We start from the raw sequence: 20,945 nt of genomic DNA on the forward strand, positions 1-20,945 counted from the left end.
CACTGCATGGGGAAGGGGTAAAAGGCGGAAGAGGCCTGCGCGCCCCGGCCTGAGGACAAACGATCGCGCGGGGCGTTCCAGCTTCGTCGAAACGGTACTTGAAACTCACACATCCGGGCGAGGCCCGGACGCCCCGCGCCCTCTCCATCAACTTCCGTGGTTTCCACGAGAGGCTGAGAAGCCGTGCCCACTCAAAAGGAACCTCCCCCTGTGGGGGAGGCGATCGCGCAGCGATCGGTGGGGGGAGTGATTGCGAAACAGGCCCATGCCTCGAAAGCTGAAACCGTCCCCCCACCGGCCTTCGGCCGCCTCCCCCAGAGGGGGAGGCTCGCCGTCCAGATGCTCCCCCTCCAGGGGGAGCATCTTGGCCAAGCTCCCCAAACAGCAAAAGGCCCTCCCCTGTCGCCAGGGAAGGGCCAGGAGCCTGCCGGAATGGAGAGCCTAGTTCCGGTAGGTGAAGCCGAGAGCGAAGCGCGAACCGCCGTAGCCGACCGACCAGGGGTTGGCCCGGCCTTCGAAGCCGCGGTCGTCCGAGCCCACCGACAGGCGGGCGGCCTGCAGCAGGTTGCGGCCTTCCAGATAGACCTCGAGGTTCTTGTTGATCCGACGCGAAATCTTGGCGTCGAGGTACTCGTACTGTTCCGAGTAGTAGGGCTCGCTCGGGTTGTACGGGAAGCGCACGAAGTTGCCGATATTGGTGTTCGGCGCGTTGCTCACCGGCGAGGCGCTGGTGTTGCCGCACGGCGAGATGCAGGACAGCACGCGGTCGCGGGTCTGGTAGGCGATACGGGCCTTGGTGACGCCGTCGTCATACCAGAACACCAGGTTGGCGAAGTACTTCGACTGCCCCTGCGGATCCAGGCCCTCGCCGGTCAGCGGGTCCATGTAGGTGACCGCGTTGCCCGACTTGGTGGTCGAGATGTTGAAGTCCATGCCGGTCTTGCTGAGCTTCCAAGGCAGGTAGGTGAAGGCCGTTCGCGCCACGAACTCCCAGCCCGACTGCACGTAGCCGGGACCGTTCTCGAAGGTGGTCATGCCGAACTCGTAGTCCGAGAACTTCTTGCCGGTGCCCGGGATCTCGAAATCGGTACCTTCGAAGATGTTGACGTTCTTGACCGGCACGGCGATCGGAGCGCCCACCCGCACCTTCTGGCGATAGTAGGCCAGGCTGAACGAGGTGTCCTTGTTGGGATACCACTCCAGGCTCGTGTTGTTCTTGGTCGCCTGGTACGGCTTCAGGTCGGCGTTGCCGAAGGTGCCGCAGGCCATGTCCTGCTCGGAACCGTCGGCGTCGGTCACGCCGTCGCGACGCTCGTCATAGGTGCAGGTGCCGCCCGGCCACAGGCGGTTCATCGGCGGCGGCGCGATCGTCTTGGCCCACGAATAGCGCAGCACGACCTTGTCCGGGATCGCCCAGACGGCCGCGTTGTACGACGGCAGCCAGCCGGTGTAGCTCTTGTTGATCGACACCGGGCGGACCCGGTTGGTGGTCGTGACGCCAGCGGTGGCCGTGGGGTTGTTGGGGTCGAAGAGTGCGTTCTTGAAGGTCGTGGCCAGGGTCACGTAGCCCGAGCCCTTGGCCTCGGTCTTGAACATCCGCGTGCCCAGATTGCCGCGGAACTCCATGCCGAACGGCAGGTCGTGCGCCAGGTCGGCCATCCAGTACCAGGAGCTCATGGTCTCCTCGGTCTCGTTGAACGGCTGCTTGTAGGTCTTGCCGTCGCTGGCCAGGCACTCCTTGAGGCAGTCGAAGTTGTAGTTCGCCGCGCCGGCCATCTGCGAGAAGGCCTTCTTGACGTCGATGCTGTCCCAAACCTCCAGGCCCGAGACGCCCTTGTAACCTGGCATGAACTTGCCCGAATTGCCTTCGATCGAGCTCTGGAAGATCTCGATCAACTTGGCCTGCGGAACGGTCTCAATGCCGTACAGGAAGTTGACGCCCGTGGTCGCGTTGGGGGCGTAGCCGTAGTTGCAGGCGTTGGCCGGCAGGGTCGAGGCCACGTTCTCGCACGCCCGCACGTCGCCGCGCAGGGTCAGGGTCGGCACGAAGATGCCCGGGTCGGGCGAGTAACCACCGCCGGCCCACGAATTAGCCGTGCCCTTGCGATAGAGGATGCCCGCCTTGAAACGCGTGAACAGCGGCATGTCGGGCAGGTAGGTGACGTCGAACTTCAGCTGATCTTCGGCGCTTTCCACCTTCCGCGGGTTGAAGACCAGGCGATAGGCGTTCGAATAGGCCGGCTGGCCCACGGCGGTCGGGGCGTTCAGCTGGGCGTAGTTGCGCATGTCGGTGTCATCGAACGACGACGGCATGTCGATCGTCCAGATACCGTTCTCCAGCGCCCTCATGGTGGCGTTGCCGTAGGTGTAGCTGCGCGAGAAGCGCAGGTCGGTGCGCGAATAGTCGCTTTCGCTGCGGCCGAACATCAGGTCCATCGTCAGCGGCCCGCGGTTGTAGTTGGCGCCGCCGGAGATGTAGTTCGTCTTCCAGATCTGGTCGTTCTGGATCTGGTCGATGCCGAGCGCGGCGTTGGTGATGTCGAACTGGGTCAGGTGATGGTTGCCGTCGACCTGGACCGAGCCCGGCACGATGTTGGCGGCCACGCCCCACAGCGGGAACGAATTGTTGGTCACGCTCGAGCCCGGCGTCGTGTCGATCGTGAACGGCGCGGTCGGCATGCCCTGATTGTAGATGTAGAAGCCGCCGCCCGGGATGGCCGAGAGGATGTTGGGCGTGCCGGCCGGGTAGAAGGTGTTGGTGACAAGCGAAGTCGCCGTCTGGTTGGCCGAAGCGCCGTACAGCGAGGTGATGCCGCCACGGGTCCGCTGGCGGTTGTTCTCGTTCTGCTCGCGGTTGGAGACCTGGTACTTGGCGAAGATCGTCAGGTCGTCATTGACGCGGTAGTCGAAACGCAGGTCCCAGGACAGGCGGTCTTCGTACTGGGTCAGGTTCTGGTCGCGCACCAGGTTGGGCGTGTAGTCGTTCCACTGGTTGAGACAGCTGATCTGGGCGTTGATCTGCGCGGCCTGGGCGGCCTGCCGGTTGGCGCCGTTGGAGCCCGACACGATCGAGTTCAGTTGGGTGGTGTTGAGCAGCGGGAACGCGCTCAGGCACTCGGCCTTGGTCTTGGCCGCGGCCGACTTGGTGTAGATGTCCAGCGGCGTGGGGGCGTTGAACGTGCCGCCGCCGACCATCGCCCACGAGGCGATCGGGTCGTTGGCGCCGATGCCGTTGGCCGTGGCCGGGTTGTAGGTGAAGGTCTTGTCCGGCGAATTGTCGAAGTCGGCGAAGCGCGTATAGCCCTGGGCGTTGTTCGAACCGCCGTTGTTCAGCGCGTGGCTGTCGTTCAGGCGCTTGCTGTAGCTGATGTTGCCGATCACCCCGAGACGGTCGTCGAGGAACTTGCGCGAGGCCACCACGCCCAGGTCAGGCGAGGCCTTGCGCGACAGGGTGTTGCCCGCGGCGGCGCCGCGGACCGACAGGTAGGGTTTCTTGAAGTCCAGGCCTGTGCGGGTCTGGATCTGGACGGTGGCGCCCAGGCCGCCCGGCGTCATGTCGGCCGTCTGCCCCTTGATGACGTCCAGGCTCTTGATCATTTCGGCCGGGAATTCGCGAAGGTCGGCCCCGCGGCCGTCACCGCCGCCGGCGGCCAGGCTGAAGCCCGAGGCGGCCACGCCCATGCCGTCCAGCTCCACGCGGGTCAGGTCAGCGCCGTTGCCGCGGATCGACACGCCGTCGCCTTCACCGAAGCCGTTGCGCTCGATGGCCACGCCGGCGATGCGCGACATGGCTTCGTTGACGTTGCTGTCGGGGAACGAGCCGACATCATCGGCGACGATCGAGTCCTGAGCCGTGGCGCTGCGCTTCTTGCGCGCGATCGACGACTGCTGCGAGGCGCGCGCCCCGACGACGATGGCCTCGACCTCGGTCGGGGACTCGACGCTCCCGCCGGTCTTGACGGTTTCGGATTGTGCTGCGGCTTGCTGGACCGGCCAGACGGCCGCACTCAAGGCGATGATCGACACAGCCGCGGCCGTGCGGCCGCGCGCGCTGAAGCGCTTCATTACTTCCTCTCCCAAAGTCTTCTTATTTTCGCGGAGGCGTCTTGGCCGCCCGCCAGGCTCGTGGACTGCAATCGGCGACGTCGCCCGGCCGCTCCTCCCAGAGCTGGCCGGGCCGCCGCTATGCGCCGGCCGGTATTGTCTTGATCATCGTTTCCTCCCGCCCTCGCCGACGGTCGATGCCGTCAGCCCATGCCATATTTGGCCTGACCACTCTGTTGCATAACCGAGATACTCAGACAAGTTATTGTTATGATCAATGCGATAAGCATGCTCGGCGGTATCGCGCGATGACAACGCTGACATATTGCAGCGCGGAATAGGCGAGAAAGCTCAAAACCTTCGGCGAAACAACGAACAATGCTCGCCCAGGCGTCTCAGCCCGGGCGAGCGGTATGGCCAACCAGAGCGGCCATAAAAACTCCTACAAGTGGCCGGTGTTTTTCTAAACGTGACCGAAAAACGTCGATTCGAGGCGTCAGGCCTTGTTCCATCCGGCGGCCGGATAGCCTCCGACCTCGGCTTCGTCGTCGATCACGCGACCTGAGCCGTCCTTTACCTGGCGAAGGATTCGGAGGTCGACGGCGTCACGATCCCAGGGCCGGGCCCCGGCATGGGCCAGCACGAGGCCCTCCACGGCCAGGGCCGGCAGAGCCTTCAACCCTTTGGGCCATAGCGGCGCGGCGGGCAGTCGGCGCACCTTCGGCAGAGGCGTGGTCGGCAGCACCCGCACTTCGGGCATCGGGGCGCCATCGGCATAGGCGGCGCGATTGTCCTGGGCGTAGAGGTCCAGATCTCCCTGCCCCTCGACGATCAGGAACGGCAGGTCGGGCCGGGTCGAGGCGCCGCCGCGAACGACATTGCCGACCAGCGCCAGCCGGCCGACCTGCCAGGCCCGCCCCTCCCATTCGGGGGCGTTCAGCGCATAGTGCATGGCCCGCGTGCCGGGATCGTAGACTAGGTTATTGACCGAGACGGCATGCACCGCGCCCTTGAACAGCTGGTTGCGCTCGAGGTTGTGGGCATAGAGGTTGCCGGCGATCAGCACCTCCGTCGCATTATCGTGGATCAGCGTACCCTTCGAGTGCTCGCCCTTCACGTGGCTGGCGTGCGAGAGGCCCTCGGAAACGATGTTGTTGCTGAAGGTGATCCGGCGCGAAGTCCCCTTGCGCCAGGCCTCCACCGTGTCGACGCCGTCGAAGCGCGGCCCCGAGGCCGACAGGTTCTCGTCGGTGGCCCAGGCGACCGAGCAGTGGTCGACGATGACGTCGCAGGCCTTCCAGCAGGTGATGCCGTCGACTTCCCAGCCGCTGCGGTCGGGGGCTCCGTCACGGCCGGCCCGCACCCGCAGGTGACGCAGCACGACGTCGTGGCTCTGCACCTCGATGCCGCCTCGAATGAAGGTGATGCCCGGCGACGGCGCGGTCTCGCCCGCCACGGTGAGATACGGCTCGCGGATCCGGATGCTCTTGCGGCCCAGGTCGATGACCCCGGCGACGTCGAACACCACCTTGCGAGGCCCGGAGGCCTCCACGGCGGCGCGGAACGAGCCTGGCCCGTCGGCGGCCAGCGTGGTGACCCGCAAGACCCTCCCGTCCTCGCCGCCCCTTGCGCTGGCCCAACCCAGGGCGGCGAAATCGGGCGTCGCGGCCCACGCCGTGGCCGGCGCCAGCAAGGCCGCTCCGCCCGCCGCGAGCACCGTCCGGCGCCCCACCAGCACGTCACCCGTCCGCATCGTCCACTCCTGGTCGAACTGAAAAAGAAGCGGCGGAGAACCGCGCGAGGTCCTCCGCCGAGGCCGCCTTCGAGCCCTGGGGAAAGCCGAAGGGGTTGGCCGCCGCGCGGAGGGGCGCGGCGGCCAGTCTTGCCGCGCGCTAGTACTTGTAGCGCACGCCAACCCGATAGTTGGGACCGCTGCCGCCGTACGAGAGGATGACCGGATCGTTGTAGACGAACCGCTCGGACTTCTCGTCGGTGATGTTCAGCGCCTCGAAGGTGATGCTGACCTGCTTGGTGGGCTGGTAGCGCATGGAGAAGTCGACGTTCATCGTCGACTTGGCCCCTTCGAACTCGTTGATCAGCGGACCATCGCAGGCCGAGCCGTTGGCCTGGAGGCCCGGGTCGCAGTTGCCCGAGGCGATGGGATACTTGGTGTAATACTGGTCGCGCTGGGCCATCGAGACGCGGGCGTTGAACTTCTTGGTCTCGTAATAGACCGTGAAGTTGATCCCCTTGGGCGACGAGCCCAGCCATGGACCCGTGCCATAGACCGGGGCCTTGGTCACCGCGCCCGTGGTGGCGTTCACCGCGCCCGGGTCGAGGATGTACTTCAGCTCGGTGTCCAGCTTGGTCATGTTGAACTGGACGCCGAGGTTCTTGAAGTACCAGGGCAGGAAGGTGAAGTCCTGCTGGTAGCTGAACTCCCAGCCTTGCAGCACGCCGCCGGGCGCGTCACGGACCTGGCGGGCCAGCATCACGTTGTCGGCGTCGATATAGGCGCGGCGGAAGATGTCGCCGCCGGTCTCGCCCGGGAACTGCAGGCGCAGCTGGGCGATGGCGTCCGCATCCAGGAACTCCGACAGCGGCGCCTCGTAGAATACCGTCTGCGGATAGGAGTCGATGTCCTTGCGGAAGTAGCCCAGGCTGATCAGGCCGCCTTCGGTGAAGTACCACTCGCCCGCAACGTCGAAGGCCTTGCCGCGGAACGGCGACAGCTTCGGATTGCCCACGGTCAGGGTGCCGCCGGTGACCGAGCCGTCGCCGGGGATGCTGATGCCGGTGACGGCCGGCGACAGGTTGCCTAGCAGCGGGCGAGCCATGACCTTGGCCGCGGCGAAGCGGATGTAGAGGTTGTCCATCGCCTCCCAGGTCAGGTTACCTGACGGCAGGGTGTCGGTGTACTTGTTCTCGCCGCGGATCGGACGGCCGGCCGTGGTCTCGCCGACGGACTCGACCTCGGTCTCGGCCTGACGGACGCCGACATTGCCGAACAGGCGACGACCGCCCCAGACCTCGTAGCTGAAGCCGAACTGGGCGTAGTAGGCGAGGTTCTTCTCGGCCACCTCGAACGAGGCCGAGCGGTTGCGCTTACGGGTGATGCGGAAGTCGCCGTACTTGTTGATGCAGTCGCAGTCGAAGCCGAAGACGCTGCTGAAGGCCTCAAGGTTCGGCGCGAAGAAGCGCGTGGTCGAGCCTTGCGGCACGTCCAGCCCCTGGCCGAACTCGATCACCTGGCCCAGCGAGGCGCTGGTCACGCCGGCTTCCCTCTCGGTCGGATTCAGCAGGTCGTTGTTGCGCTCGTACTGGTCGGTCGAGAACTCGTACTTGCGGCCGGTGACCCCGAACTTGATCGTCCAGTTGTCATCCAGCTCGTAGGCCACGTCGATCTTGGCGCCGTCATAGGTGTTCAGGGTGTTGCGCTTGTAGTGGCGCATGCCCGAGAAGCCTTTGACGATGCCCCACTTCTTGGCGTCGGCCGCGTCGAAGCCGGCGTCGAAGCGCGGCATGCCCGAAGCGCCCCGCTCGTCGAAGATGAAGGGCTCCTGGGCGTCCATGTAGTTGAACTCGACCAGAGTGCCGGTGTTCTTGTTCTCCGACCGCGAGGCGCCATAGGCGACGGTCGCCTTCAGCCTGTCGCTGAACTCGTGGCTCAGCTCGGCCGACACCTGGCGGAAATCGGTGGTGTAGGCGCCGCGGTCGGCGCCGGAGCGCCAGTCCACATTGCCCAGCTTCAGGTACTCGGCGTTCTGCCCGACGACGTCGGCGTCGAGCAGCTTCACCGAGGGACGCCCGATCAGGTCGCCCCGGAACGGCAGGCTGGCGGCCGGGCCGGCGTAACCGGGCGAGGACGGGTTGGTATAGTACTCGTACGGATCCAGGTTGTAGGGGTTGTAGCTGTAGGTGTAGCCGCTGACCGGGTTCTGCCCGTAGAGCTGCTGGCCGCAGTCCTGGCCTGGGTTCAGGTCGGTTTCGGCCGTGAAGGTGCAGCCGCCGGGATAGAGCGCGCGGCGCTGGGCGTCGGTCATGGCGCTGCCGTTGCGGGCCGTCGCGGTCGGGGTGTTGGCGCCGTACTGATAGCTGGCGTTGGTGTTGTTGCGGTTCAGGCCCACCGGCGACAACTGGTAGTTGGTGCTGACGCTCTCGAACCGCGAATAGAGGCCGTCGACCGTCAGCTTGGTGCGCGGCCCGATCTCGAACTGGAAGGCCCCCGTCAGACCCAGGCGCTCGGTCTCGACGTCGCGCTGGGCGATCGACGGCAGGGCCGGAAAGCGGATCTGGCTGTCATTGCAGCCCGGCGAGGTCGGCGTCAGGGTTGCGACCGGCTGGCCCGAGGTCGCCGCGCAGTTCGGGTAGAGCTTGGCGTAGGCGGCCGGATCCGAGCCGGTCATCTCGGCATAGGCCAGCGGGTTGGCCAGCGGATTGTAGTAATTGGCCGGGTTGGCCTTGTAGGCGTCCAGGGCCGAGCCCGTCAGGGTGGTCGGGATCAGGGCGGTGAACACCGTGCCCGTCGGCGCGGCGAAGCCGGCCCGGCCGGGCAGTTCGTCACCGGTCCAGGTCGAGCCGCGATAGACGTAGTCCGACGAGCCGCCGCCGCGGGCGTAGGTGTCGTCCTCGGAGGTGCGCTTGGCGTAGGCGGCCGACAGCAGCAGGCCCACGCGCCCGTCGAACCAGCGGTTGGAGACCAGGCCCGTGATGCGCGGGCTGTGCTTCTTGCCGTTCTCGTAATAGCTGTCCTCGGCCGACAGGGCGAACGCGCCCTTCTTGTAGTCGAACGGCCGGCCGGTGATCAGGTCGACGGTGGCGCCCAGCGAGCCTTCGTCAGCCTCGGCCGACGAGGACTTGCGCACCCGCACCGAGCTGAAAAGCTCCGAGGCGAAGGCGTTGAAGTCGAAGGCGCGCGAGCGGTTGGGGCTGGAGCCGGAGTCGTTGGAGGCGCCGGTCGACAGGGCCTCCATGTTGTTGATCCGCACCCGGCTGAAATCGCCCGATAGGCCGCGCACGCTGATGGTGCGGCCCTCGCCGTTGTCGCGGTCGATCGAGATGCCCGGCAGGCGCTGCAGCGACTCCGCCAGGTTGGAGTCAGGGAAGTCGGCGATGTCCTCGGCGTTGATGGCGTCGAGCATCACGTCCGAGTTCTTCTTGGTGTCGATGGCGCTGCGCAGGGCGGCGCGATAGCCGGTGACGACCACCTCGCTGACCGCATTGTCGGTGATCGGCTGGTCCGCCGCCGGCGGCGGGGGCGTCGCCTGGGCCAGCGCGACGGCCGGCGTCAGCAGAGCAGCCACCGTCAGGCTCGAAATCCCGGCCAGCAGCCGCGTGCGCGGCGGCGCCTTGCCCGTCTTGTGATTGGTCATCCCTATTTCCCTCCCAATTGTTGATCGCGTCGCTTCGGACGCGTCGGCTTTGGCGCAAGCGCTCCCGTTCGCCGCGCCAGGGGCGCGGCGGCGAGAAAGCCCGCACTGATCTCTTGGTCCTCACGGACGGCGGCAGGCCGCCATCAGGTCTCGGCTCTAGGCGCTAGACATCGTCGCTCACCCTCCTGGGCTCGTGATCGGATCGGCCGCCAGCCAGTCCAGCGCGTTGCTCAGCCAGCGCGTCTGGAGCGGGGCGACCATGTCGGGAAGGCGATGGACCAGCACCCGCGTCGCGCCCTTGCGCGCGATGAAACTGGCTGCGCCATTGTGGCGGTCGTGGTCGCGGCTGTAGGCGGCGATCACCTCGACGCCCTGCCCGTCGACCAGCAGGCCGTTCGAGGGCTGCCCTTCCACCTGGTGCAGCACGCTCATGGCCATGTCGGACGGAATGCCGGCGAAGGTCGGATGCGCCCGCACGTAGTTCCAGTTGCCCATCCACGGCGCCCGCAGGCCGCCGACCTGGCCGGCGTAGGAAAAGAGGCCAAGACCCGCGAGTTGCTTGGCCACGCCCTCGGCCAGGCCGTCTTCCTGCACCATGGCCAGCAGCGGCGTCCCGGCCGAGACGGCCGCCAGCACTTCCGGCGGCAGTTCGCCAAGCACCAACTCGACCTTCTCGCCCTTCTTCGGCTGAGCCTCCAGGCCGGTCTGCTCGCCAATCTGGCGGCGGACGATCTCGTCGGCCTTCAGGCCCGAGGCGACGATCCCGTCGTAACGCACGCCCGCCTTGAAGTCCTCGATGGTGATCCCGGCCTGCTTCTCCAGCTGAGTACGCAGGCTTTTCGCAACACCCGAAACGCCCAGCTTCAGCTTGCGGCGCGCGCCTCCCTGCGGCGCGGCGACCCAGACCTCGCGGTCTGAGACCACCTGCCCCGCCCCCGACAAGGCCACGCGGATCACATGCCGCCCTTCCCGCTCGAAGGCAGGCGTCCGAACGCTTTCGGCGACCAGCCACGACATGCGGTCGGCCTCCTGCCGCGGAACCGGCCAGCGGCCCACCGACCGCGCCGCGCCATCCGGCCCGACTATGCTGAGCGCCAGATCGCCGGTGATCGGCTTGCCGGTGTCGTTGAACAGCCAGAGATCAAGCTCGGCCGCCTCGCCCGGCGCATAGGCCAGCTTGCGAGGCTTAGCCACGGCCAGGGCGGGCCGCAGGCTCTGGCTCATCAGGGTCGGGTCGGCCTTGAAGCCGCGCAGGGCATCGACGATGCCCGAATGGTTCTCGATCGCCGTGCTTTCCCAGCCCGAGATGGCGGCGACGTCCACCGTCTCGCCCAGGCGGATGTTCTCCAGGTAATTGCGCCAGGCCTCGTAGGCCTTGCGCCCTACCGACAGGAACAGCGCCTCGGTGGTCGGGAACGCCTTGCGAAAACCCCAGCGATCCAGATAGGCGCTGGTCTGCTCGACGATGACCTTGTGGTCCTCCAGGTCGTAGCTCTTGCCGCCCTTGGCCAGGATCTCGGCGACCATGGCCACGTGGTTGTCGGCCACGGCGCAGCCCTGCATCTCGCCGAACTCGACGATGAAGGGCTTGCCCTTCTGCATGTGGATGTAGTCGTCCTTGGACGCGTAGAACTTGTCGTACCACTGGTCGCCGGCGCCCTGGTGCTCGACCCACCAGCCGCCCCATTCCTCGACGTCCGAGCGGAAGTAATGGTCGTTGTACGGCAGGTACATCGCCTGGGCCGCGCCGCGCTTGACGAAGCCGTCGTTGAGGATGACCGCCCGGCTGGGATCCAGGTCGTGCATGGCTTTCAGCACGAACTGCACGTCGGGATTGGCCAGGTTCGCGCCGATCTCGTTCTGCAGCGTGTAGTGGGCCAGCGACGGATGCGAGCGGAAGGCCCGCACCATGGCCTGGCACTTCTCGACCATGAACTGGCGGCTGAAGGCGTCGGCGGGATTGAGGCTCTCTCCGGGCTTCAGGTCGCGGCCGATGGCATGACGCCCGCCGCCCGGCTCCATCACCCGCAACAGGCCCATCTCGTCCATGGCCTGGAAGACCTCGGGCTTGCCGACGTTGCGGTGGAAATGCAGCGCGTTCAGACCCAGCGCGTGGGCGGCGGTCACTTCGCGGCGGGCCAACTCCCTGGTCGGCCACAGGCCGTTGAAGCCCCAGTACCCCCAGGAGATCGCCGAATAGAGCCGGATGCGGCGGCCGTTCAGGCGCAGCAGAGCGTCCGTCCCCACGCCCTCGACGCCGAACCAGCGGAAGCCGAAGCGCACCTCGCGCGTATCGACCTCACGCCTGGCCTCCGCCCACGACAGGCGCAGGCGATGCAGGCGCGGCGTATCGAGATCCCAGAGCTTGGCCTTGGGCGCGGTCACCGAGAACCGGGCCCGCAGGCGACGACCGCCTTCGAGGAATTCCAGGCTTTCGAGCTTGATGTCGGCGGCGACCGGCGCGCCCTTGTCGTCGACCAGGGCGGCCGAAGCCTTGGCGCGCAGCGCCTGCGGATCGGCGACCGGCTTTTCCAGCACCACGTCCATAAACGCGGTGATGTTGCGCGGCTGGGGCGTGTTCAGGACCCAGGCGTCGTCGATACGGGCGGCCAGCGGATGGACGCTCAACGTCATGCCGCGATCGAGGCCGCCAAAGCCGTGCGAGGCGAACAGCTTCACCTTGCCCCAGACCATGGTGGTGCTGTCGCGCCAGTCGAAGCGCCCGCCAGGATTGGTGATGCGGATGGCAAGCCGGTTGGCCTGCCCAGGCCTCATCGCCGCCGTCAGGTCGCAGGCGAACGGCAACTCCGACATGATCGAGTAGCCGACCAGTTGCTCGTTCAGGAACACCTCGGCCCGCAGCCGCGCGCCGCGCAGGTTCAGCAGCACCCGCTTGCCCTTGGCCGAAGCGGGAATGTCGATCGTCCGCGACCACCAGGAAACGCCCTTGTAGGCGCCGTAACGCGGCACGTCGTCATCCTCTGCGTAGCGGTACTCGTCCGCGCCGTAGGGCCGCGAGGCGAACCTGCCCCAGAAGTGCTCCTCGACCGTGGTCGGCAGGCTGACGGCGATAGCATCGGAAGAGCCGAGCGCAGTCCAGCCGCCGGTCGGCGGATTGACGGGCAGCGCCTTCAGGTCGACGGCGCTGGGCAGGTGCAGCGTGTCGTCCTTCCAGGCAGCGGCCTGATCGATCCAGAGGCTCCAGCCCTCGTCGGGCACGGCCAGGAGGTCGGCGGCCGACGCAGGCGCGACCATGCCTGTAGCGGCGAAGCCGGCGCCACCGACGGCCAGGAAGGAACGGCGATCCAGATTCACGGCAGCACCTTCCGGCCGGTGACGGCGAAGCGGGCGGAGACCCCGGCGGGCTTGGCCAGACCCGGACGCGACACCGGCTGGCCGCCGCCGATCCAGAGGTCGACCGGCCCCGCCTCGACGGCGCGCACGCCGACGGCGTCGACGACGCTGAGCGCCGACGGATCGAGCTCGAAGGTCAGGGTCTTCGTCTCTCCAGCCTTCAGCGCCACCCGCTGGAAGCCCTTCAGCGATCGGATCGGCGCGCCGGCCGCACCGCGCGAGACATAGAGCTGCGCGACCTCGTCGCCCTCGCGGGCGCCGGTATTGGTGACATCGATGCTGACTTTCACGGCTTCGCCGGCCTTCACCGACTTGGCCAGCTTCGGCTGGCCGTACTTGAAGCTGGTGAAGCTCAGGCCATGGCCGAACGGATAGAGCGCCTCGCCGCCGAAATAGCGGTAGGTGCGCCCAGCCATGCCGTAGTCTTTGAACGGCGGCAGTTGGTCGGCCGAACGATAGAAGGTCAGCGGCAGGCGGCCCGAGGGGCTGTAGTCGCCGGCGATCAGGCCGGCCACGGCATGGCCGCCCTCCCCGCCCGGATACCAGGCCTCAACAACGGCCGGCAGCTTTTCGTCCGCCCAGTTCACGGCCATGGCCGAGCCGTTCATCAGCACCAGCACCACGGGTTTGCCGGTGGCGTGCAGACCTTCCAGCAGGCTCTGTTGCGGCGCGGGCAGGTCGATACGCGTGCGGTCGCCGCCGGCGAAGCCCGGGGCGCGGACCGACATCTCCTCGCCTTCCAGCTTGGCGGTAAGGCCGCCGACAAACAGCACGAAATCAGCGTCCTTGGCCGCCGCTATCGCCGCTTCGGCGCCCTGGCTGGGCTTGCTCCAGGTCAGGCGCTGGTCGCCGCGGTCGCCGTCCTGCCAGGCCTCCACCGTGATGGCGTGCGTCTGGCCGGCCGTCAGGGAGACGGCGCCCTCCGGCGTTGCGTCGGCCGGACGCTTCCAGGCGTCGACCACGACCTTGCCGTTGACGATCACCCGATAACCGCCCTCGCCGCGCAGGGTGAAGCGATGGACGCCGGTCTCGGTCGGCTTGAGGAAACCGGTCCAGCGCGTCGAAGTCTGGCGCTTCTCGCGATTTGGCCGCCCCCAACTGACCTGAACATTGGCGGCCGTCTCGGACTTGGCCTCGCCGGACAGGTCCAGCCCCTGGAAGGTCTCGAACTTGACGCCTTTGGCGGTGCAGGCGGCGTCCGCGCAGAGCGCGTCATTGGGCAGGGTGTTCATCGGCGCACCGACCAGCCCCGTCCCCTCGACATAGCTCACCTGGGCGTTCGGATAGCGGGCGCGGATCCCGGCCAGCACCGTCACCGGCTTGGAGGGCGTGCCGTTGTAGTTGCCGACCAGGGCGTCGAGGCTGTCTGCGTTCGGACCGATCACCGCGATGCGCTTCGGCGCGGCCTTCAGCGGCAGCAGGCCGTTGTTCTTCAGCAGCACCATCGAGGCCTGGGCCGTCTTCAACGACAGGGCGCGGTTGGCCGGCGTGTCGTTGTCGGCTGGGGTGATCTTCGAATAGGCGACATTGGCCGGCGGATCGAAGAGACCCAGCTTGATGCGGGCCACGAACAGGCGACGAACGGCTTGATCCAGTTCGGCCTCGGTCATCAGGCCGCTCTTCACCGCGTCGACGATCGGACCGATCTCCGCGCTCTTGTTGGCGCCGAACTCGGCGCAGATCAGGTCGGTGCCAGCCTTCATGCTTACGGCCACGCCCTCGGCCGGCGTCTTGGCGTAGTTATGCGAGGTCGGCAGGAAGACGTCGGCGATCGCGGCGCAGTCCGACACCACGTGGCCCTTGAAGCCCCATTTGCCGCGCAACGTGTCCTTGAGCAGGAAGTCGCTGGCGCAGGCCGGTACGCCGTCGACGGCGTTGTAGGCGCACATCACGGACTCGACCTTGCCGCGCTTCACCAGCGCCTCGAAGGCCGGCAGGTAGGTGTCGGCCAGATCGTGCTTGCTGGGATGGATGTCGTCGTGGTGACGATCGGCCTCCGGGCCGCTGTGCACGGCGAAGTGCTTGGCGGTGGCGGCGGTCTTGTAGTGCTTGGGGTCGTCGCCCTGCAGGCCGTGCACGAAGGCCACGCCGAACTCGGCCGTCAGGTGCGGATCCTCGCCCCACGTCTCTTGCCCCCGCCCCCAGCGCGGATCGCGGAAGATGTTGATGTTGGGCGACCAGACGGTCAGGCCGCGATACTGGCCGGAGCTCCCGTCCGCGCCGCGCTTCTCGACATACTTGGCGCGGAACTCCGTGGCGATGGTGTCGGCCACGTCCTGGATCAGCGGAACATCCCAGGTGGCCGCCATGCCGATCGCTTGTGGAAACACCGTGGCCTCACCGGCGCGAGCCACGCCATGCAGCCCCTCGCTCCACCAGTTGAAGGCGGGCACGGAAAGGCGCGGGATCCCGGGCGCGGCATGCTTCAGCTGGCCAGCCTTCTCCTCCAGCGTCATGCGCGAGACGAGATCGGCGGCGCGGGCCTCGGGTGAGAGGCTGACGTCATGGAAGGCGTCGGCCCGCGCCATCGCGACGGCCGGCGCCGTGGCCATGGACAGCGCTAGGAGGGAAACCACGCCGAAGCGACGGCTACGGACGGATACGCTCATCAAACATCGCCTCGGGAAGAATTCAGGTCGCGCAGCAGCTTGCGGTCGGGCCGATAGACGACGGCGCGCTCGCCGCCGAGGTCGGCGCGGGCGCCGCTCTTGGGATTGACCAGGCCGTAGCGGCGCTTGTCGCGGATTTCGAAACGGCCGACGCCGGGAAGATCGACGACCTTTCCCTCAAGCAGGGCCTCGCGGATCTGGCGGCAGAGAGAGCGGGTCAGCATGTCGCCGACATCCGTCTGGAAGGCCCGGGCGATATCGAAGACGGGCTCCTCGACGGGCCCCTCGTCGCCGGAAGACCGGCCACGCGGCGCAGCGCCCGAGTCGCGCGCAGAGCTGTTCATCGAACCGCCTCCCCTTCCCGTGTTGCGGCCTTGTCGACCGTCTCGCCCGGTTAGCTACCGGTGTCATGATTGAAATAAGCATGTCGCAATCGACACGAAAAGAGAAAAAGGTACCGGTAACTTGAATAAATACGGAGATTTTCTCCGCTTTTCTTCCCGACATTGAACGACGTCCGGCGAGCACCGATCCGCACGAGAAAATCGTGATCAGGCCATAATTTTTCGCCGTCCATTGATCGGGCGGGCTTTCGCCAGCATCGTCGCGCCAACCGGCCTGACCGGATGTTTGGGGAGGCCACGTGTCGACGGCGGAACGGCCAGAAGCTCGTGAAGACGAGCTGTGGAAAGACCGGTCGGCCTATCGGCGCGCCTACGCCCGGGACTGGGACGACCTGTGCGCCTTTCTGCGCGCGCGGTTCGGCGCCGGTCCGCCCGATCCCGAGGATGTCGCCCAGCAGGCCTTCCTCAAGCTCGGCGAACGGCCTTCGGATCGCGCCCTGGAAAGCCCGCGCGCCTTCGTTTTCCGGGTCGCCATCAATCTGAGCCTGGACGGCCGACGTCGGCGTCAGCGAACGGCGCGCCTGCTCGACGCCTCCGCGCCGGCCCTGGAGCCTGACGAGGCGCCGGACGTCGAGCGCGCCCTGATCGCGCGCGACGACCTGAAACTGCTGGAAAAGGTAGTCGCCGGCCTGCCCGACCGGCATCGCCGCTATCTGGCGGCCAGCCGGATCGAGGGCCTCAGCTTCGCCGAGATCGGCCGCCGCGAGGGCGTATCCGAAGCCCTGGTCCGCAAGACCATCGACGAAACCACCGCCGTCTGCCAGCGCGCCCTGGCGCGCGGCGTCATCGACTACAAAGCCGACTACAGGGGCCTGTCGCGTGAACGCAACCGTCGATCCTGACTCGCCGATCGGCCGGGAAGCCAGGGCGTGGGCCCTGGCGGTGTTCGGCGAGCCGTTCCCGCCGGAGCGATCGGCCGAACTGCGTCGCTGGCTCGACGCCGCGCCGGCCCATGCCGCCGCCTATCGCCAGGCCGAAGCCGTGCTGCTGGCCCTGGGCGAGCTGGAAACGCTGGCCGCCCCGACCCCTACCCACGCGACCAAGCCCCTACGCGCGCACGTTCTGCGCCCCGCGGCTTGGGCTGGCGGCATGACAGCGCTGGCCGCCTGCCTGGTCGCCGCCCTCTTCGTGGCCCAGCCGCCGGCGGCGCTCGAGAGCGGGGTTCAAGCCCGCCAGGTCGCGCTGAAGGACGGCAGCGCCGTGGTCCTCGCCCCCGGCAGCCGCCTGATCCAGGCCTCGCGCTGGAACGATCGGCGCTACGAGCTGGAGCGCGGCGAGGCCTTCTTCACCGTGCGCAAGGCCGAGGGGCGGCGCTTCCAGGTCGCGGTCGGCAAGGCCGAGATCGAGGTGCTTGGCACCCGCTTCGACGCCCGGGCCGGCGCAGGCGGCCAGGTGCGCGTGGCGGTCGAGGAAGGTCGCGTGGCCGTCTACGAGGGCCCGACCCGACGGCAGGTCGCTCGCCTCGGCGCCGGCGATTTCGTGCTGCTTGAGAACGGCCGCACCGAGCACGGGCGCCTGACGGCGCCGACCGAGGCCGCGGCCTGGCGCGCCGGACGCCTGGCCTATGCCGACGCGCCGCTGGGAGACGTGATCGCCGACCTGACGGCGCGGGGTCATGCCGGATTGAAGATCACGCCGCGCGCCGCTGCGCTGCGCATTACCGCCAGTTTCCAGCTCGACCAGGCCGAGCGCTTCATCGCCAGCCTGCCAGAGATCCTGCCGGTCAGAATCGAGGTTTCCGAAGAGTGGCGGACCATTGACGTCCGCTCTGTCCCCCGCCCGACGGCGCGATGAGGACCAGCCCCGCGATCGGGGCGCTGGCGGCGACCTTGATCGCGGCCGCGCCCGCCCTGGCCGCCGCGCCGGAGCGGCGCTTCGCCTTCGACCAGCCGGCCCAGCCCCTGGCGACGGCCCTGCTGGCGGTATCGGCCCGCACCGGCGCGGTAATCGCCGCCCCCGCCGGCCTGACCGCCGGCCGCCGCGCGCCGGGTCTGTCCGGCGTCATGCCGCTGAACCAGGCGCTGCGAACGCTGCTGACGGGTTCGGACCTGGAGTTCTCGATCTCCGCTTCGGGGGTCGTGAGCCTGAAGCGCGGCCCCGAGGTCGTCACCACCGCCTCGCCCCCTCCGGTCCGATCGCCGCCCCCACGTCCGCCCGAAGAACCGACCTTGGTCACGCCGATCAGCGTGCTGGCCCGCCCCCTTGCCGAGCCGGCGACCGAGCAGCCGCGCGACGCCCCGGCCCAGGTCGACGTCCTGCTGGAGGACCAGCTTCGCGGCGCCGGCGCACAGGGCCTCGGCGACGCCCTGCGGCAGATGCCCGGCGTGGCGGCCGGCCCCGAAGCCGGCGAGGCCCGTCAGATCGCCGTCAGAGGCGTCGGCGGACGCTTCACGCGGGTGCGGGTCAACGGCATGGAGACCCTGGCCACCTTCGGGGCCAGCAACGCCGTCGGCGGCACCAATCGCGGTCGCGCCTTCGACTACAACATCTTCGCCGCCGACCTGTTCAAGCAGGTGCGCCTGCAGAAGACCGCCTCGGCCGATGTCGACGAGGGCTCGCTCGGCGCGACGATCGACATGCGCACCCGCTCGCCAATGGACCTTCCGCGCCGCCACGCGGTGCTCGTCGCAGAGGCCGGCTACCAAACCCTGTCGGGCAAAGCCCAGCCGCGCTTGTCGGCGGTGCTGTCACGGCGCGACGCCGCCGGACGGCTGGGCGTCCTGGTCTCGGCTGCCTATTCGGGCCGCTCGGTGGTCGAGGCCGGCGCCAGCGCGGGCCAATGGGAGACCGGCGTGGCCGTCGCGCCGGGCTTCGGTTCGGCGGCCACGCCGCTCGACCTCGCCACCGTCAACGCCGCCCTCCACGCCCGCATCCCGCGCCTCGAGCTGATGGAGATCGACCAGCAGCGCCTGGGCCTGACCGGCTCGCTGGAATGGCGCCCGGACGAGGCGACCCGCATCGCGCTGGACACGATCTATGCCGAACTGCGCTCCAGCCGCCGCGAGAGCCTGCTGGAAAGCTTCACCTTCCGCACGCCCGGCGTCTGCGCTGCGCCGCCCGATCCGCGCTGCGGCCTCAACGCCGTCGCAGTCACGCAGGCCGATATCGCCCTTTTCGGCGGCCGCAAGCCGGTGCTGATCGCGGGCCGTTTCGACAATGTCGACATCCGCTCGGAAGCCCGCCGCGACGAGCTCAACACCATCTTCCGCCAGACGACCCTGGCCGCCACCCGTCGCTTCAAAGAGGGGCTGGAGGGCCGACTGCTGGCCGGATTCAGCCGCTCGGATTTCAGCAACCCGGTGCAGCAGACGCTCTATCTGGAGCAGTTCGACGTCGACGGCTTCGCCTACGACTTCGCCGACCGCGACCGGCCGGCCCTGAGCTTCGGGAACGCCGACCTCGTCGCTCCCGGCGCCTGGACGCTCAGCGAATTCCGTTCCGACCCCAACTGGGTCGACAACAGCTATCGGTCCCTGGCCCTGGACCTGGAGAACCGCACAGCCCCGATCGGCTGGCGGGTGGGGGTTCTGGCCAAGACCTACCGCAACGTCGGTTCGGCTCGCATGCGATCGAACGGCGGCATCGGCAACGTCAACGCCGACCTGCCTGACGGCCTGCGCGGCTTGGCCATCGCCGACTACGCTCGCCTGGTCGGCCAAGGCGTCGACTTCGGCGTCGCTGGCGCGCCCGGTCGATGGCTTGCGATCGACACCGGGGCCGCCCTGTCGTCGGCTTGCCCCATCGGCCGGTGCCCCGGTTTCGAACTCGGCCCCGCGCCGGTGGCGGGCCTGAACTACGACGTCACCGAACGTTCCGACGCGGCCTTCCTTCAACTGGCCCTGCCCCGCACGGCCTCGCGCCGCTTCTGGGGCGAGGCCGGCGTACGGATCGTCCACACCAGGGTCGAGGCGACGAGCCTTGACGTCGGAAGCGACGCGGTCGCACGCTGGATCAGCGCGTCGAACGACTACTGGTCCACCCTGCCTTCGCTGAACCTCGCCTGGAGCTTGTCGCCCGAGGCGGTCCTGCGCTTCGGCGCGGCGCGCGTGATGGTGCGGCCCGACCTGATCAGCCTGCGCCCCGGCGTCAGCGTATCGACCACCGGCGCCAAGTCGGTCTCGTCCGGCAATCCCGACCTGCGCCCCACCCGCGCCGACGCCTTCGACCTGTCGCTGGACTGGCGACCGCGCCCCGGCGTGGTGTTGTCGGCGGCCGTCTACCGCAAGACCATCGCCACCACGGTCCAGGCCGCAATAACCCGCCCTGCCCCCTTCTCGGCCAATCCGTTCGGCCTGCCCGACAGCGTCGCCGCCACCGCCTGCGGCGCGGCCCTCGACTGCTCCCCCGCCCTTCCGATCTGGCAGTTTTCGCGGCCGATCAATTCGGGGCCGGGCAAGCTGACCGGGGTCGAGGCGTCGTTCCGCGTCCCGCTGGGCGAAGCCTGGACGATCCAGGGCGCGGCCGCCTACACGCGCACCGAGGTGCGACTGCTCGACCAGGCAGGCGCCTGGGTCGACATGCAGGACGCCCTCGGCGCCCCTCGCCTGGCCGCCAATCTAGGCCTCGGCTATCAGCGACCAGGCTTGGAGGTGCGCGCCGCCCTCAGCCATCGCAGCCGCTACCTCGCCACCATCCCCGCGCCCAACGGCGGCGACGTGGACGGCGTGGATCCGCTGACCACCCTGGACGCGGCGGCCAAGCTCGTCCTGTCTCCAAACCTGACCCTGACCGCTGAGGCCGCCAACCTGACGGACGCCTATCAGCGGCAATTCAGCGACCGGACCCTGATCCCGACCTATCGCCACCACACCGGCCGCGAATTTCGGCTGGGCCTGCGCTGGGCGATGTAGCGGCCGCGCTCATCGACATCGATGACAAGGGCTCAACGACCTACGGCTCATCAAGCACAGCAGAATTACTCATATGACGGCGCGATCCCGGACAGGCGCTCGCAGACAATCTGAATATCCATCAAATTCAATGCTCAAGGATTTCAGCCGAAAACGCTAAAAGGCGAGCCATAAGCGAACGCAGTTTTTCTGAATATCCAGAGCAGCCAGGACGGCAGCCGAATACCACCTGGAAGCGACGCATGGCGCTGCTTCCTTCTTTGGCGACTTCCCCGCGTTCACTCCGGCCGCCGCCCCGGCGGCGGCCGCTTC

General features: G+C 68.0%; 9 protein-coding genes. 3 read left to right on the forward strand and 6 right to left on the reverse strand.

What is annotated here, in order from left to right:
* Nucleotides 1-441: 441 nt before the first annotated feature.
* The 6 genes from P7A99_RS22925 to P7A99_RS22950 form a co-directional block, all read right to left on the reverse strand.
* Nucleotides 442-4,065 (reverse strand): TonB-dependent receptor plug domain-containing protein, encoded by a 3,624-nt coding sequence (locus P7A99_RS22925; RefSeq protein WP_277796037.1) that lies wholly within the window; start codon nucleotides 4,063-4,065, stop codon nucleotides 442-444.
* A 475-nt stretch (nucleotides 4,066-4,540) separates the two neighbouring features.
* A complete protein-coding gene (locus P7A99_RS22930) occupies nucleotides 4,541-5,797 on the reverse strand; it encodes a pectate lyase family protein (protein ID WP_277796038.1) in 1,257 nt (418 codons plus the stop codon).
* Nucleotides 5,798-5,936: 139 nt separating this feature from the next.
* Nucleotides 5,937-9,416 (reverse strand): TonB-dependent receptor domain-containing protein, encoded by a 3,480-nt coding sequence (locus P7A99_RS22935; RefSeq protein ID WP_277796039.1) that lies wholly within the window; start codon nucleotides 9,414-9,416, stop codon nucleotides 5,937-5,939.
* A gap of 177 nt (nucleotides 9,417-9,593) precedes the next feature.
* A complete protein-coding gene (locus P7A99_RS22940; protein WP_277796040.1) occupies nucleotides 9,594-12,731 on the reverse strand; it encodes a sugar-binding domain-containing protein in 3,138 nt (1,045 codons plus the stop codon).
* Nucleotides 12,728-15,379 (reverse strand): glycoside hydrolase family 3 C-terminal domain-containing protein, encoded by a 2,652-nt coding sequence (locus tag P7A99_RS22945; RefSeq protein WP_277796041.1) that lies wholly within the window; start codon nucleotides 15,377-15,379, stop codon nucleotides 12,728-12,730. The genes P7A99_RS22940 and P7A99_RS22945 overlap by 4 nt, the downstream gene beginning before the upstream one ends.
* Complete coding sequence (locus P7A99_RS22950) at nucleotides 15,379-15,723, reverse strand: HU family DNA-binding protein (RefSeq protein ID WP_277796042.1); 345 nt, start codon at nucleotides 15,721-15,723, stop codon at nucleotides 15,379-15,381. The genes P7A99_RS22945 and P7A99_RS22950 overlap by 1 nt, the downstream gene beginning before the upstream one ends.
* Nucleotides 15,724-16,022: 299 nt before the next feature.
* Between P7A99_RS22950 and P7A99_RS22955 the strand changes: the two genes are divergently transcribed.
* The 3 genes from P7A99_RS22955 to P7A99_RS22965 are packed head-to-tail and all read left to right on the forward strand — an operon-like array spanning nucleotide 16,023 to nucleotide 20,633.
* Nucleotides 16,023-16,625 carry an RNA polymerase sigma factor gene (locus tag P7A99_RS22955; RefSeq protein ID WP_277796043.1) on the forward strand — a complete coding sequence of 201 codons (603 nt, stop codon included), beginning with the start codon at nucleotides 16,023-16,025 and terminating at the stop codon, nucleotides 16,623-16,625.
* Nucleotides 16,603-17,577 carry a FecR family protein gene (locus tag P7A99_RS22960; RefSeq protein ID WP_277796044.1) on the forward strand — a complete coding sequence of 325 codons (975 nt, stop codon included), beginning with the start codon at nucleotides 16,603-16,605 and terminating at the stop codon, nucleotides 17,575-17,577. Before P7A99_RS22955 ends, P7A99_RS22960 begins: the two co-directional genes overlap by 23 nt.
* Nucleotides 17,574-20,633, forward strand: coding sequence for a TonB-dependent receptor (locus P7A99_RS22965; protein WP_277796045.1), 3,060 nt, complete (start codon nucleotides 17,574-17,576; stop codon nucleotides 20,631-20,633). The genes P7A99_RS22960 and P7A99_RS22965 overlap by 4 nt, the downstream gene beginning before the upstream one ends.
* The last annotated feature ends 312 nt before the right edge of the window (nucleotides 20,634-20,945 follow it).

The organism is Caulobacter endophyticus, from assembly GCF_029543245.1.
In the GTDB taxonomy this organism is placed as follows: Bacteria; Pseudomonadota; Alphaproteobacteria; order Caulobacterales; family Caulobacteraceae; genus Caulobacter; species Caulobacter endophyticus_A.